The following is a 14,080-nucleotide window of genomic DNA, read 5'->3' as shown; positions in this document are numbered from 1 at the left end:
GGATTATGTACCTACATTATCGCCACGGATATTCCTAAAGCGCTTTCTGGCTTCGGCATTGAACATACTGCCGGGATAATCGTTCATGAGCTGCTGGTACAATTTCTTTGCCTCTTCTGGCTTGTCGAGTTTTTTGTCGTAAAGATCAGCCAAGGTAAAAAGCGCATCGTCAATCCAAATACTTTCGTTATGGGAGGCAATCAGTTCTTTGAGCATGTTTACCGCTTTGTCCAAATCGCTTGTTTTGATATAGATTTTGGCTTTTGCCATTAAGATATCATCGGTAAGGCTATTGTTCGGAAAAGCAATGTCAATGCTGTCTAACTTGGTTAGCGCTTCGGGAGAGCGGTTCATAAACTGCAGCATCTCAGCATCGGCATACATTTGGAGCGCCAAGCTGTCGTTTTTGCTCTGCAGGTTGTCGGAAATCAATAAACTTAAATTCAGTGCGTCGTTGGCAATGAGCTGCGAAGTAGAGGCTTTCAATACATCTGCCTGCGATTTGGCATAACTAAAATTGCCCTGATAGAATGACAATCTGGCCGAACGGTACCGGGCTTCGTTGCCCATGGGCTGGTTTTCAAATTGCTTGGCTACCTGTTCGTAAACCAAAATGGCTTCCCAAGGCTGTTTGGTGAGTACATAGATATCGCCCAAATCCATTTTCAGCTGCGCCAAATCAACGGGCGAAATCCGTGGAATCTTTAGGGCTTCTTCTAATGTAGCTTCTGCTTTTTTCAGATCCTTTAAGTAATAGGCCTGTAAATAGGCCAGCTTTTGCAAAGCATAAAGGCTTTGTGGCGTTTTGCCGTATTGGGTTAAAATCGATTCGTATTCATCAGCCAACGCCTGTATAGCTGGTTTTTCAAATTTGCCACTAATAGCCAATTGGTATTTGGCGTTGATCAACTCTATTTTTGCAGGCAAATAGAGATCTGTTCCTGGGCCTTTGGTTAAAATATACTCATAAGCCTTAATGGCTGTGGCATAGGCCTTGTTTGCCGTAAAAGTATTTGCCGTATTGTAAAGGAGCGAGCCATCGCCTTTGGTACGTTTGTCCTGCGCAATTAACTGCCTAAGGGCCATTTCGTACTCCTGTTGCTGTATGTATTGCCAAATGAGCAGTTCGGTATAAGCCTCTGTTTGCGGTTCTTTCTGTATTTTTTTGAGCAGCGCCGTTTGCAATAACTGGTAATCTGTATTGCTTTCGAAAACCGATGCCAAAACGCTCTGTGCCTGGGCCATGAGCTGCGGATTGCTTGCCAAGGCATTCACGTATTCCTGTATCAGTGCCTGCTTATCCTTTTTAAAGCGATAAACACTTAATATCTCGTACAAGAACATTTGTTCGTCGCCAAAGAGCTTACGGCCCTGTAAAAAGGCAGTAACGGCCATGTCATAGGCCTCAAAGCGATAAAAGTTATTGGCCAATTCCCTAAACTTGTTTTCGTCTTTAGGGGTGTTGGCAATGGCTTCCTGAAAAATCTTGTTGGCTTCGGCAGTACGGCCGTTTTCTTGGTAAACCCTGCCAAGTGCTACAGCGTATTGCGTTTTTTGTGGGTATTGCTTAATCAGTTTCTTCAACAGGCTTTCGGCTTCGCTGTATTTTTTGATTTTGATCAACGAATTAAAGTAAAGCTCAAAATAGCCGTCGTTCTTGGTTTTGTTGAACAATTTCTCTAATAATACCGAAGCTTTCTCGTAGTCTGCCTGCTGGTAATATTGATAGGCCAATGCCTCGTCAATATCGTCTTGCGCCATCAGCGTAAAAACCGAGCAGGAAAGAAAAAGGAGCAACATGAGTTTTTTCATCGAAGGCACTTTAGCATTAATAGCTAAAAATAATTATTTTGGGCACAATTTTAGCCTGTTTATTCAAATAACGAAAATAGTACACGAGTATTCTAAATGTTACTCACATTTTATTTGAATAAATTTCAATGTTGGCTACATTGAAAACATAAACCAGATCCCCTGAGTAAGTAACAATATTAACGGCAAATGCCATTGGGTTGCAGGTGTTCTGTATTTTTGAATTGAATTAAGTATGACAATAGCGAAGAGATATATTTTATTGATGCTGACGGCTGTGCTGTTTGCCTGTAACCAGGGCAATAAGGTGGCCGAAATTCCTGTGAACGATTTTTTTAAATCGCAAGACAGGGCATCTTATGGTATCTCTCCGGATGGCAAAAGCCTATCGTACCTGAAGCTGCAGGATAAAAAGCAAAACCTGTTTGTAGAAGATATTGAAACCGGTAAAATAACGCAGCTCACACACCTTCACGAGAAAAATATCAGCTTTTACTATTGGGTAAGCAACAATGAGCTTGTTTATTATAAAGAGAAGCATGGCAATCATTTTCAATCTGATTTGTTCATCATCAACAAGCAGGGCAAAGACGAGCGCCAACTGAACAGCAACGAAAAAATCAGGATGCGGGTGCTTGACGATCAGCTGATCGATGATAAATACCTGCTTATCCTTTCTAACCAGCGCGACTCTACGGTTTCTGATGTGTACCGCTTAAATGTACGCGACGGCAAAATGGAAATGGCCGCACAGAACCCAGGCAATATTACCAAATGGATGACGGATTCTAAGGGACAGCTGCGCATGGCGAAATCTAGCGATGGCGTAAACGAGAAGCTGCTGTATCGCGAAAACGAATCGCAAGAATTTAAAACCATCCTTACCAATAATTTCAAAACTACTTTGTATCCGGTAGCCTTTGCCGAAGACAAGCCCAATACCGTATATGCCATCTCTGATGTGAACCGAAATAACAGTGCGCTTGTAGAGCTCGACTGCTTGACCGGAAAAGAAAAAAGTGTCTTATTTTCTAACGATACCCTCAACGTAACAGAAGCCCAATATTCGAAGAAAAAACACAAAATGGCCTATGTGCTTTGCGAGACCTGGAAAAAGGAAAAACATTACCTCGACGAAGATTCGAAAGCACTTTACGAGAAGCTGGATAAGCTTTTGGCTAGGGCAGAAGTAAGGGTGATTGATCGCGATAAAAACGAGGAGGTATTTGTATTAAGAACATTTACCGATCGCAACCCTGGCTCTTACTATCTCTATAAGGCTAGTACGGGCACCTTAAAGAAGTTGAGCGATATCAATTCCTCCATTACAGAAGAGGACATGTGCGAAATGAAGCCGATCAGCTTTACTTCGAGAGATGGCCTAAAACTAAACGGCTACCTGACTTTACCTTTGCATGCAGAAGCCAAAAACCTGCCGATAGTGGTGATCCCACATAATGGTCCAGGCCAGCGTAATGGTTGGGGCTTTAACGCCGAAGTCCAGTTTTTTGCCAATAGGGGCTATGCCGTATTGCAAGTCAATTACCGTGGCTCAACCGGCTATGGCAAGAATTTTTATGCGGCAGGCTTTAAGCAATGGGGCGGAAAAATACAAGATGACATAGACGACGGCGTAAAATGGCTGATCCAAAAAAAGATTGCCAACCCGCAACGCATTGCTATTTATGGAAGTGGATTTGGAGGTTACATTGCCATAAACGCGGCGATAAAAAGCCCGAAGCTCTATAAATGCGCCGCTTCTAACTCTGGCGTGCTCAATCTATTTAGTTACCTTACCTCTATTCCTCCGTTTTTTAAGTCGAACCTGCAGATGTACTACGAAATCGTGGGCAATCCCGATACCGATGTTGATTACATGCGTCAGGCTTCGCCTATTTTCCATGCCGATAAAGTAGGTATTCCATTGTTTATTACGCAGAATGCCAAAGATCCTCGCATCAATACCAGCGATGCCATCCGTTTTGTAAAAGACCTCAAAAAGCGCAATGCGCCAGTTACTTATTTTGAGCGAGATGAGCAACCATTTGGAATGGGACGAGAAGAAAGCAGACAAAAGACCTATGCCGCACTCGAAAGTTTTTTGGAGAACAATTTGAAAAAGAAATAAGCTGAAATGGTTTCAGAAAAAGATACCGGATATCGCAAGAATTTTTCGCTGATCGTAACTTTTATTGTCTTGATTTCCATCTTGTTTGTGCTTTCCCTTTTTCTGGCATTTAACTACAGCAAAAAGAATATAGAAAACGACTTTGTTTCTGCCAAAGCCAACGTGTTGGAAGAAAGCATTAAGCCTTATAACGATTTCTTTTTGAACAAGCTGCCCGAAATTTCCTATTACAATGGATTTTTGGATTCGGCAACCGCCTCCAAATTTGTCGACACCATTTTGCTCCAATATCCTTTTGTATCGAAAGTAATTTTTTATGATACCGAGATAAGGAACGTAAAATATGAAGAAAACGGTCTCAATGCAGGTAATTTCTCCATTGGCATTAAAAGCGTGTATCAATTTGGGAGTTTGGTGCCCAAGGATTCGATCAAGTTGTTTAGCGAAAACGAAGGCAGAAATTATAGCGAAGCCGAAGATTTTAATGCCTCGGCCATAAAGCTCATCAACTTTGTGCAGAAACTGGATACGGCCAAAGTGCCCAGTCAAGATAAACTGTTCAGTAACTTTGCCAATATCAGGTCTAACAAGATCGATTATTTCAATATTCCAAGTCCGGAGCTGTTAAAAACCTACAAGAGAATGGTGTCTGAAAAATTGGATTCGGAACCTGTTTATCAGCAAGACCTGCTTTCTTTTGAACTCGACCCGAGCAAGATCACCATTAAAAATACCCGTCCGCTTTTATACCAGAACATCAGGATAGAGCCCATTACCTACGATCCTTTAGATGCATCTTCAGAATATGTGACCGGCGAAATTGCCCTGCCTGGTGCATTTTCTGAGTTTAAGCTTTTTTTCGTCTCTTCTAAATCTTTTGTCAAAAAGGAGATATTCAGCTATTTTTTGCCGATAGCGGCCCTTTTGCTTTTGTTTTATGGCGTGTTGGTATTGGTGGCTTTCCTCATTTACCGAAACCTGAACATCAACCATAAAATGTTTAAGTTGCAATATGATTTTCTGACCAATCTTACCCACGAGTTTAAGACCCCGGTGAGTGTCATCAAAATTGCTGGGAACAACATCAAAAGCGCCTCGAGCATTAGCGAGCGCGAACAAAAGCTGTACGGCAAAATATTGGATGAGGAAGCCGATAAGCTAAATGGCCTGATGAACAAGTTGCTGGCCTTTACCCAAATCGAAAACAAGGCCATTATCCTGAACAGGGATGAAATTAATATAGAGGAATTTATCGAAAGTACCGTTGATGTGCACTGCCTCAAGCATCCGGATTTCGATTTTACCTATGAAGTAGATGGCTTTAAGACTTTTATAACCGATCCGGTGCTATTAGGCAGCTTGTTTGATAACCTGGCCGAAAATGCCTACAAATACTCGCCGGCCAACCATAAAAAGCTGCACATTACCGCACGCCTTATTAAAGACCGCGTGGTGTTCAGGTTTAAAGATGCAGGCATTGGTATTCCATCCTCGGAAATAACTCATATCTTTAAAAAGTTTTATCGCGTTCAGAACCGCTATAACCAGAACGGAAGTGTAGGCCTGGGTTTGGCTTTTTGCAAAGAACTGGTTAACTTTATGGATGGCGAAATTTCTGTTAAGAGCGTAGTAGACAAAGGAACAGAATTTAAAATTGTATTACCATATAATAGTGAGTTGTAACGTTGAAAAGTTAAATGTTAGCATGTTGAATAATGTTGCAAAACTTTCCAACCTTTCAATATTCCAACCTTAAAATTTAAAAAAAATGTCTAAAGGAATTAAAATACTGATTGTTGAAGACGATGAAAATCTTCGCTTCTTGGTGGTGCACCGTTTACAGGCAGAAGGATACGAAGTGCTGGAAAACAGTGATGGCCTTGTAGCCATAGAAACCATCGTTAACGAAAAGCCCGATATTGTGCTGCTGGATTGGATGTTGCCGGGCAAAGAAGGTTCTGAGGTTTGCGAAGAAGTACGCAAGCAGGGCTATGAAGGCTTGGTGATTATGATGACCGCCAAGGCACAAGACGTAGACAAGATCGATGCCTATAATTTTGGCGCTTCAGACTATGTAACCAAACCTTTCAATATGGATGTTTTGGTGGCCATGCTCGATAGTAAAGTGAAGTTCCTGCTCAATAACGATCGTTCAGAAATTCATCGTTTTGGCAATATGGAGCATCATCCAAATATCCATACGCTGTTTCGCGATGGCAAAAAAATAGAGCTGACCATTTTAGAAAACAGAATTCTGCTTTATTTCTTGCGCAACCCTAATAAGGTCATCAACCGTGATGAACTGATGTTGGTGGTTTGGGGATACAACTCTGACGTAAATACTAGAACCCTCGATATGCACATCGTAAGGCTGCGTAAAAAGATAGAACTCAATCCAGATAACCCGCAGTTGCTGCAAACCGTTCGTGGCATCGGCTACCGCTTTAATGCCGGATAAAAATTTGATCCTGAATTACTGATTTCGACAAAGAGAAGGAGGAAGTTCAGGATTTTTTGTGCCTTAATGTTTGAGTACCGAAGCAATTCATCATCCCGGGCCTGATCAGAGATCTAACCAGAGAGCTAAGGCCTATTTGCACCAGCTGTTTTAAACGGAAAGCAGTGGCAGTATTTCATTTGAACATTAGTCCCGCTATCCTTCCAAGTCCTCGCCTCGTGCCTCGGCTTCGGGCTTTTCATCCTATCGGGTTTGAGAAACAACGGCCTCCGCTCCTTGCACTGGCCCAAGTCAAATAGCCCAGATTGAAGCGTCATCCTTTTTGCCACTGAGGCAAAAAGATACAGCGGAAAGCCGGACTGTCTTTAATCGTTGCTCAGGTACTGCGCTCCCAGAACAGTTGTCGGTTTGTGGCTATGTGTTTGTTAAAAAAGCTTGCCCAGCAGGCTGCAACCTAATAAGATGACGCATTGGAGCGCCATGGTGCCGTCCAGAAAAAAGAAGTAATAGTATTCGTTTCTTTTAAGGTGCGATTTGAAGATAAGCCAGCCCGTTAAGATGACGGTAAGGGCCAGTCCGATTACATCAAGGTTAATATCCTTGGTAAACAGCACCAGCAACACCAAGTAAAGTGCCAGTAGGGCCTGGCAAAAGATCCATGCCTTTTTCTCGCCCAGCATGACCGGAATGGTTTTAAGCTCGTACAATTTGTCCTGAAAAAGATCGCGGATATCAAAAGGAACGGTAATGGCGCAGATGAACAGAAAGCGTTTGGCTACGAGCAAAAACGTTTCGCTCATGGAAACAGAAATGCCATAAATGTTCTCCAGCTCTACAATAGGCAACAACACACAACTTACCGACCATACAAAGCCAATCAGGAACAATTTAATTCCAGGCAGGTTTCTTAGCCCGATTTTTTTATGGTTAATTGTTAAAAAGGGAAGGTTATAGGCAATGGCAATAAAGCCCACAAAGCCCATTAAAAGTTCTGCCTGAAAACTAAGGTACAACAAGCCCAAGGGAACGAGACAGAGGAAGGCAATCAATGTAATGGAGATAATCAGCCTATGGTGGGAGAAAATCCATCTTACCCTTTTAAAAGGCGATTTCTGAGGATCTGCAGGCTTAGATAAGAGCATGCTCAAATTATACACCAGCAAGGTAGAGAAAAACAGGAAAGCCAATACATAAGGCTGTGGAGGCAATTTTAAAAGCAAATAGGTAACCATGCCCTGGGCAACCGCACAAACTGCAATAAATAAATTGCTGAAAAGCAGAAAATCCAGAATTGAAAAAAGTGCTCTTTTGAACATGCGCATATAATGAGTGAATTACAGAATGATTGAAGGAAAGGGTGATTGAATGGAGACATTCGCTCATTCAAAATTCAATCATTAAATAATTAACCTCTGGTTAATTCAAATATCGTAATTTCTGGTAAAATTCCTACACGTCCTGGATAGCCCAAAAAGCCATAGCCTACGTTAACATACAATTGTTGCTGCTTTTCTCGGTAAAGTCCGGCCCATTCTTTATAAATGTATTGTACCGGGCTCCATTGGTATGCTGCAAGCCTTACGCCAAACTGCATTCCATGGGTATGGCCACTAAACATGGCATCAATTTGAGGATATTTTTCCAGCACTTCTCCACGCCAGTGCGAAGGGTCGTGCGAGAGCAATAACTTTACAGGCAGGTCGTCGGTGTTTTGAGTGGCCAATTCCATTTTTCCGTATTTAGGAAAACGGCCCATGCCCCAATTCTCAATACCTAAAATGCCGATTTCTTCTCCATCGACCTTTAGGCGACGATGTTCGTTCATCAACAAATCATAACCCATAATTTTGTGGGTGGTTATCATGTCTTGAAGGTTCTTAACCTTGGCAGGAGAACTTTCTCTGCCAAAATGATAATCGCCGTAATCATGGTTGCCCAGGGTAGAATAGACGCCCAAAGGTGCTTTTACCTTAGCAAAAATGTCTTGATAGTCTTTTACTTCGCTGGTCAGGTTATTCACCAAATCGCCGGTGAAAAATACAAAATCAGGCTTTTGGGCCATCAGCATTTCTACACCGCCCTTAACTGCTGTTTTATTGTAGAAACTGCCCGAGTGGATATCGGAAATCTGGGCCATGGTAATGCCGTCGAAAGCCTTGGGCAAATTGGGTAGTACCAATTTCACTTTTCTTACTTGGTAATCGTAGGCACCAGAAATAATGCCCCAGCTCAAAGAACTTAGCGGAATGGCTCCTGCTACCAATCCAGCTTTTACCAAAAAGGCCGAACGGCTAATAGGTTCACCGGCAATAGGCTCAACGGGCTCTGGTGTTTTCTTTTTCGTTCGTCGAAAAATACGCATCGAAAGCCTTCTCAGATCGTCTATCAACAAAAAAGGCAACATAAATACCTTGGCGGTAGACATCAAGAAAAAAGCCACTAAAATAATCGCCCTGATGGTTAAGAAGAGATTAAGATAGATGGCGCAAAATACACCGATAATCAACGAAATGCTAATGCCCCACCAGATATAGCTAAAAATGCGCCTGGTTTTGGCCGACCATTTTTTAAAAACGTTCAGTATTGCATAATAACAATAGAAATCTAGTGCGAGAACAACCAGACAAAGAATAGATAAAAAAAAGCTACGACCCATATATTGTTGCTGAAATGCTAAAATTACCTAAAATCTTCTTCATCCTCATCACTAAGGTCGGCATTGAACAAACTGTCGAACATATCGGCAAAGCCAAAACCACTGTTCAGGTAGTTTTTGTTCAGCTGAGAGAATTCTGCCAAGCCATGCAATACAAATTCCATGAGGAGCAGGGTTTGGTTTTCGCTTAGCTTGGGATGGAATTTTTGCACCATTTCATGCAGTCCATCTACACCCATTAAGGCTTTTTGGTATTCGGCTGTGCTCAGGTCATCGGCAATATCTATCGTATTTCCATCGGTAAACCACTCGGTTATTTTGGTATAAGGATTGGCAGTTCTGCTTTTTTTGGCCTTTTCTGGATCTGGAAAATAGCGGGCAAACAACTGTTTGATGGCTTTGCCAATCAAGGTATGCGCTACCTTGGCAGGTCCTTCCAATTCTCCCTCGTAAACCAATTCTATCTTTCCGGTAATGGCGGGAATAATGCCACTTAAATCCGATAAACGAACAAAGGTGCGTGGCTCATGGCTAATCAGCATCCTTCTTTCGGCAGTACTGATCAAATTCTCATAAGCAGAAATGGTTAAACGTGCCGACACGCCCGATTTTTGGTCGATATATTCGCTTTTGCGTGCTTCGAAAGCAATTTGCTCTACCAGATCCTTCACCAATCCGTCAGCTTCAATCAGCGTTTGCTGCTCTTCGGTTAACCGAGCTTCCTGAAAAGTGATTTTCCTCGAAATATCGATTGATTTAGGATAATGGGTTAAGATTTGGCTCTCAATACGGTCTTTTAACGGCGTAACAATGCTGCCACGATTGGTATAGTCTTCAGGGTTTGCGGTAAATACAAATTGAATATCCAATGGCAAACGTAATTTAAAACCCCTGATTTGGATGTCTTTCTCTTGCAGCATGTTAAAGAGCGCCACCTGGATACGCGCCTGCAGATCGGGCAGTTCATTGATGACGAAAATGCTACGGTGTGCCCTTGGGATCAGTCCGAAGTGGATTACGCGCTCATCGTTGTAGGTCAGTTTCAGCGTAGCGGCTTTAATCGGGTCAACATCGCCAATCAAATCGGCCACGGTTACATCTGGCGTAGCCAGTTTCTCGGTATAGCGCTCGCTGCGGTGCTGCCATAAAATCGGGGTATCGTCGCCTTTTTGGGCAATTTCATTTTTAGCATGCCAGGAAATAGGATTCAAGGGATCGTCAAAAATCTCGCTTCCGGCTACGTAAGGAATATATTCGTCGAGCAGATTAACCATTAAACGTGCAATACGGGTTTTGGCCTGTCCGCGTAAACCCAACAGCAAAATATTATGGCGGGATAAAATGGCGGTCTGCAACTCGGGAATTACGGTTTCGTCATAGCCTAAAATCCCTTCGAAGCCAGCTTCTTTGAGCTGCAGTTGTTTAATAAGGTTTTTTCTGAGCTCGTCTTTAACGCTGAGCGATTTATAGTTGGTGGCTTTGAGTTCGCCTAGGGTTTTTGCTTGCATCTTTTTGGAGTAAGGAACAAGGAACAACGAGCAAAGATTGAGTACTGTTTAGGGCTTTAATCTTTTATCCTTGTTCCTTGCTCTTTTGTCTATTTTACGGTTTTTCTTCTATTTTTTATGTAATCTTCAAAAATGTATTCGCCTAAGCCGGTTAATGAGCTGTAAAAAGCCCTGCCGCCGTTGATCTGCGTAAACTGCCTTACAAATTGCTGCAGGTAAGGATCCTGGGCAATCATAAAGGTAGTAATCGGAATATTTAGGCGTTTGCACTGGGCGGCCATATTTAATGTTTTGCCAATTACCTTGCGGTCTAAACCCATGCTGTTTTTATAGTAACGGCCGTTTTCCTTTAGGCAGGTGGGCTTGCCATCGGTAATCATAAAAATCTGTTTGTTGTGCGTTTTGCGCCTGCGCAAGAGGTCGGTTGCCAATTCTAAGCCCGCCAAGGTGTTGGTATGGTAGGGGCCAACCTGCAGGTAGGGCAGATCTTTGATGGTAATTGGCCAGGCATCGTTGCCAAAAACCACAATGTCTAAAGTGTCTTTTGGGTACTTGGTTTTAATGAGCTCTGCCAAAGCCATGGCCGTTTTTTTGGCCGGGGTTATGCGGTCTTCGCCGTATAAGATCATCGAGTGCGAAATATCAATCATCAGCACGGTAGAAGTAAGGGTTTTGTAGTCTTTCTCCTCTACCTCCAAATCGCGCTCGGTTAAGGTAAAATTGCCGATGCCATGGTTAATTTGCGCATTTTGGATGGAAGCCGTCATATCTATCTGATCCAGGCTGTCGCCAAAAGAATATTCCCTTCTGTCGGCATTTTTCTCTTCGCCTACCCCAGAAATATTGCTGTTGTGGTTGCCTTTGCCGGCTTTTTTAAGTTTGCCAAAAATTTCTTCCAATGCCGATTTACGGATGGTCTGTTCTGTTTTGGCCGTAATCTTTGCTTCGCCGTTTTCTTCTTTCAGGTAGCCTTTTTCCTTCAAGTCGTCAATAAAATCGCCCATGGCGTAGTCATTATTGGTAAACTTGTATTTTTTGTCGAGCTCGTTCATCCATGCCAATGCCTCGCCGGCATCGCCAGCGGTGTAGTTGAGCAGTTCGGTAAAAAGCTTGAGCATTTCATCGAAGCCCCCTTTGGGCAACTCGTTGGGCAGGAATTTAGAAAATTGGAAACCTCTCATGGACTATATAAACGGAATACCGAAGTTAAAAGTTTAGCCGAAGAGTATTTTAAGCCTGATGTCATTTTTGAGAGGCCTCAATTAATAGCCTTGGTTCATTGGCGTCATTAGTTCACTAGTCATTGATTTATTCATTTTGCTTCGGAGGCAAAAAAAGGATGCCGTTGCAATCAGGGCTATGAGTGTAGGCCAGTGCAACCGAACATAGGAGCAATAACCCTTGTTTCCTAAACCTGATTGAAACGGAAAGCCCGCAATCCCTATTTTACATCGGGAAGAGGACTTGTAGTGAAAAGCAGGGCTAACTGTTAAAATGAAACAACACACTTGCTTTTCTAAAAAATGAAAATTCGGGGGATGACGGTTCGTGGTATGCTAATCAAAATCGTAGTACAACCTGTACTTGTTGCAGCAGGTGCATTGAAAAAGATAGCCTTGGCAAGAGCCATTGTCTCGTAAATAGTTGGGCAGCTCGGCTAGTGTAATTCCGCCTGCCGAAGCAAGATCGCCTTCGAGATCTGCAAACTGATCGAGCTTGTCTTCAATTTCCTGCCAACCCACATAGCCTTTAAAAGCGCAATAATCATTGCAATGTGCCAGCCAATATTCTTGCTGCCAACCATTATAGCCCGGTGTCCGCTCGACCAGCTCCTTCAGCTTTTCTGGATCATCAACCTCATCTAAATTGGCATCGTCCTGAAAGGTTCCATCAAATTTTTGGGCAGCCTTTCCATCTTTGATACACCAAGGGCATAAGGCGTCAATATCAGCTACGCTAAAAAACGGATTGGTATAATAAATATCGGTAGGCTTGTTGCAGCAGTCGCAGGTTACAATGGTATCAGTTTCAAAAGCGCCGGTTAGCGTTGGTTCTGGATGGTATTTAAAAAAGGGAACTGCTCTTTTTGCTACTTCGCTTTTGGTTCTCTTAACTTTTGCCTTAGGCTTTGGCACATCTTTATGCTGAAGCAATTCCAGCAACTGAGTTTTGTCTTTTTGCTTGTTTTCTATAGCAATGGCTTTTTCCAGCGCCTCAATAGCTTCGCCAAAATCCATCATGTAAGTTTTAACGTTGCAGTACATGCGCCAAAAATTGGCGTCATTTGGATATTCCTTAAGGATAGCCCTTAGCTTGGCTTCTGCCTCTTCGAACAGGGGCATCGATAATTGGGAAGGCAAATTGTGCTCAAACCAAAACTTGTTGCTTTTGGAAATGGCCTTTCCGATCAGGATGTTGAGTTCTTTTAGCTTTTCGATTTGCTTTTCCATAATTTGCCGTTAAATTCAGTATAAAAGATTTGCTCTAGTGTTATTGAAGACCTCTTTGCCGTCTTTTTCTATGAGTTTGTCTAGCAGTGCATTATAGCCATTCTCAATTTTATACTCCATTTCGTTTTTATAGAGCGGGAAAACCGAATAGATATTTATGGTTGCTTCGTCGGCTTTAATTGTGGTAAAGTCATCGCCAAAAGTAACCGATGGCAAAATGACCACTCCCGTATAGTTGGTTTCTTCGCTATAGGGTTCCATTTCGGCCGTTGCTTGTAAAGTATGTCCAATTGCCAGCCACGTATCATGATGGTGTGGGAAACGGGCGGTTTCCTTGAGCATGGCAATAATCCAATCGTTTTTATGTTGGCCGGTTACCTGGCCAAACGCTATCGATTTTGGCAACAAAATCATCAGTTCTGCAAACTTGTACTGCTCCTTGTTTTCTACACGGTCTGGCACGCTCATTTCTAATAGGCTCATGCCTGAAGTAAGCAGTATATTAAAATTGTCTTTTGGCGAATTGATAAAGTAAACATCCAAGTGAAAATCGAAAGAGGCCATTTCATGGAAAACCGAAACTTCTTCAGACGGATAGAACTTGTCCAGGTGATTGGCAATGATTTCTGGATGCTCGTCAAAGTAATTTCTGTTGCTAAACTTTTCTAAAAATTCGTTCATATTTTACGGAGTTGACTTTATTTTAATGAAGTAGCCTTCTGCAATCAATACAATGGCTATGCCGATGGTATAGGCGAGCAAATCTGTCCACGCGAAGGAAGTACCCATAACTACACTGGCCCAATCGGAATCCTGCAGGCCGAACCATTTTGCATATTTAAAGTATTGGAGGATTTCGATGAGGTAGGAGAAAAGCAGTACGGCAATTGCAGTTGGAAGAACAGGCGTATCGATAAAGCTCTTGACGAAACAGTAGAGCAAGATGGCCACTAGCACATCGCCGATGTAGGGCCTAATGATGGCATCATGTACATAAAGGGCAATGAGCACTTCGACAATGAAGATGAGGATGGCAATAGAGAGGTACTTGAAATTAAAGCGGAGCAT

Annotated in this window: 11 protein-coding genes; 3 read left to right on the top strand and 8 right to left on the bottom strand. The window is 42.6% G+C overall.

The window, feature by feature from the left end; genetic code table 11:
- Positions 1-3: 3 nt before the first annotated feature.
- Complete coding sequence (locus tag AC570H_RS15300; protein WP_497356330.1) at positions 4-1,812, bottom strand: tetratricopeptide repeat protein; 1,809 nt, start codon at positions 1,810-1,812, stop codon at positions 4-6.
- Positions 1,813-2,047: 235 nt separating this feature from the next.
- On the opposite strand from AC570H_RS15300, the gene AC570H_RS15295 reads away from it, so the two are divergent.
- The 3 genes from AC570H_RS15295 (at position 2,048) to AC570H_RS15285 (ending at position 6,398) form a co-directional block, all read left to right on the top strand.
- Complete coding sequence (locus AC570H_RS15295; RefSeq protein ID WP_497356328.1) at positions 2,048-3,940, top strand: S9 family peptidase; 1,893 nt, start codon at positions 2,048-2,050, stop codon at positions 3,938-3,940.
- Positions 3,941-3,946: 6 nt separating this feature from the next.
- Complete coding sequence (locus tag AC570H_RS15290; protein WP_497356326.1) at positions 3,947-5,623, top strand: sensor histidine kinase; 1,677 nt, start codon at positions 3,947-3,949, stop codon at positions 5,621-5,623.
- 85 nt (positions 5,624-5,708) lie between these two features.
- A complete protein-coding gene (locus AC570H_RS15285; protein ID WP_497356324.1) occupies positions 5,709-6,398 on the top strand; it encodes a response regulator transcription factor in 690 nt (229 codons plus the stop codon).
- A gap of 425 nt (positions 6,399-6,823) precedes the next feature.
- Here the strand turns inward: AC570H_RS15285 and AC570H_RS15280 are convergent, their stop codons facing one another.
- The 7 genes from AC570H_RS15280 to AC570H_RS15250 all read right to left on the bottom strand — a co-directional run bounded on the left by AC570H_RS15280 (position 6,824) and on the right by AC570H_RS15250 (position 14,080).
- Positions 6,824-7,714 (bottom strand): UbiA prenyltransferase family protein, encoded by an 891-nt coding sequence (locus AC570H_RS15280; RefSeq protein ID WP_497356322.1) that lies wholly within the window; start codon positions 7,712-7,714, stop codon positions 6,824-6,826.
- A gap of 89 nt (positions 7,715-7,803) precedes the next feature.
- Positions 7,804-9,054 carry a metallophosphoesterase gene (locus AC570H_RS15275; RefSeq protein WP_497356320.1) on the bottom strand — a complete coding sequence of 417 codons (1,251 nt, stop codon included), beginning with the start codon at positions 9,052-9,054 and terminating at the stop codon, positions 7,804-7,806.
- A gap of 23 nt (positions 9,055-9,077) precedes the next feature.
- Positions 9,078-10,562: a P-loop NTPase family protein gene (locus tag AC570H_RS15270; RefSeq protein WP_497356318.1), complete on the bottom strand. Its 1,485-nt coding sequence runs from the start codon at positions 10,560-10,562 to the stop codon at positions 9,078-9,080.
- 89 nt (positions 10,563-10,651) lie between these two features.
- Positions 10,652-11,743, bottom strand: a complete 1,092-nt coding sequence (locus AC570H_RS15265; protein ID WP_497356316.1) for a vWA domain-containing protein — start codon at positions 11,741-11,743, stop codon at positions 10,652-10,654.
- A 375-nt stretch (positions 11,744-12,118) separates the two neighbouring features.
- A complete protein-coding gene (locus AC570H_RS15260) occupies positions 12,119-13,012 on the bottom strand; it encodes a CbrC family protein (RefSeq protein ID WP_497356314.1) in 894 nt (297 codons plus the stop codon).
- Between the two features lie 15 nt (positions 13,013-13,027).
- Complete coding sequence (locus AC570H_RS15255) at positions 13,028-13,693, bottom strand: suppressor of fused domain protein (protein ID WP_497356312.1); 666 nt, start codon at positions 13,691-13,693, stop codon at positions 13,028-13,030.
- Positions 13,694-13,696: 3 nt separating this feature from the next.
- Positions 13,697-14,080, bottom strand: a complete 384-nt coding sequence (locus AC570H_RS15250; protein WP_497356310.1) for a ribosomal maturation YjgA family protein — start codon at positions 14,078-14,080, stop codon at positions 13,697-13,699.

The organism is Pedobacter sp. B4419 (assembly GCF_059693725.1).
Note: the sequence above shows the minus strand (reverse complement) of the source record. Positions and strands in the feature narration are given on the sequence as shown.

Excerpts from the sequence above, each read along its gene's own strand:
- AC570H_RS15300 (WP_497356330.1), bottom strand. The coding sequence starts at position 1,812 with ATGAAAAAACTCATGTTGCTCCTTTTTCTTTCCTGCTCGGTTTTTACG.
- AC570H_RS15295 (WP_497356328.1), top strand. The coding sequence starts at position 2,048 with ATGACAATAGCGAAGAGATATATTTTATTGATGCTGACGGCTGTGCTG.
- AC570H_RS15290 (WP_497356326.1), top strand. The coding sequence starts at position 3,947 with ATGGTTTCAGAAAAAGATACCGGATATCGCAAGAATTTTTCGCTGATC.
- AC570H_RS15285 (WP_497356324.1), top strand. The coding sequence starts at position 5,709 with ATGTCTAAAGGAATTAAAATACTGATTGTTGAAGACGATGAAAATCTT.
- AC570H_RS15280 (WP_497356322.1), bottom strand. The coding sequence starts at position 7,714 with ATGTTCAAAAGAGCACTTTTTTCAATTCTGGATTTTCTGCTTTTCAGC.
- AC570H_RS15275 (WP_497356320.1), bottom strand. The coding sequence starts at position 9,054 with ATGGGTCGTAGCTTTTTTTTATCTATTCTTTGTCTGGTTGTTCTCGCA.
- AC570H_RS15270 (WP_497356318.1), bottom strand. The coding sequence starts at position 10,562 with ATGCAAGCAAAAACCCTAGGCGAACTCAAAGCCACCAACTATAAATCG.
- AC570H_RS15265 (WP_497356316.1), bottom strand. The coding sequence starts at position 11,743 with ATGAGAGGTTTCCAATTTTCTAAATTCCTGCCCAACGAGTTGCCCAAA.
- AC570H_RS15260 (WP_497356314.1), bottom strand. The coding sequence starts at position 13,012 with ATGGAAAAGCAAATCGAAAAGCTAAAAGAACTCAACATCCTGATCGGA.
- AC570H_RS15255 (WP_497356312.1), bottom strand. The coding sequence starts at position 13,693 with ATGAACGAATTTTTAGAAAAGTTTAGCAACAGAAATTACTTTGACGAG.
- AC570H_RS15250 (WP_497356310.1), bottom strand. The coding sequence starts at position 14,080 with ATGCTCCGCTTTAATTTCAAGTACCTCTCTATTGCCATCCTCATCTTC.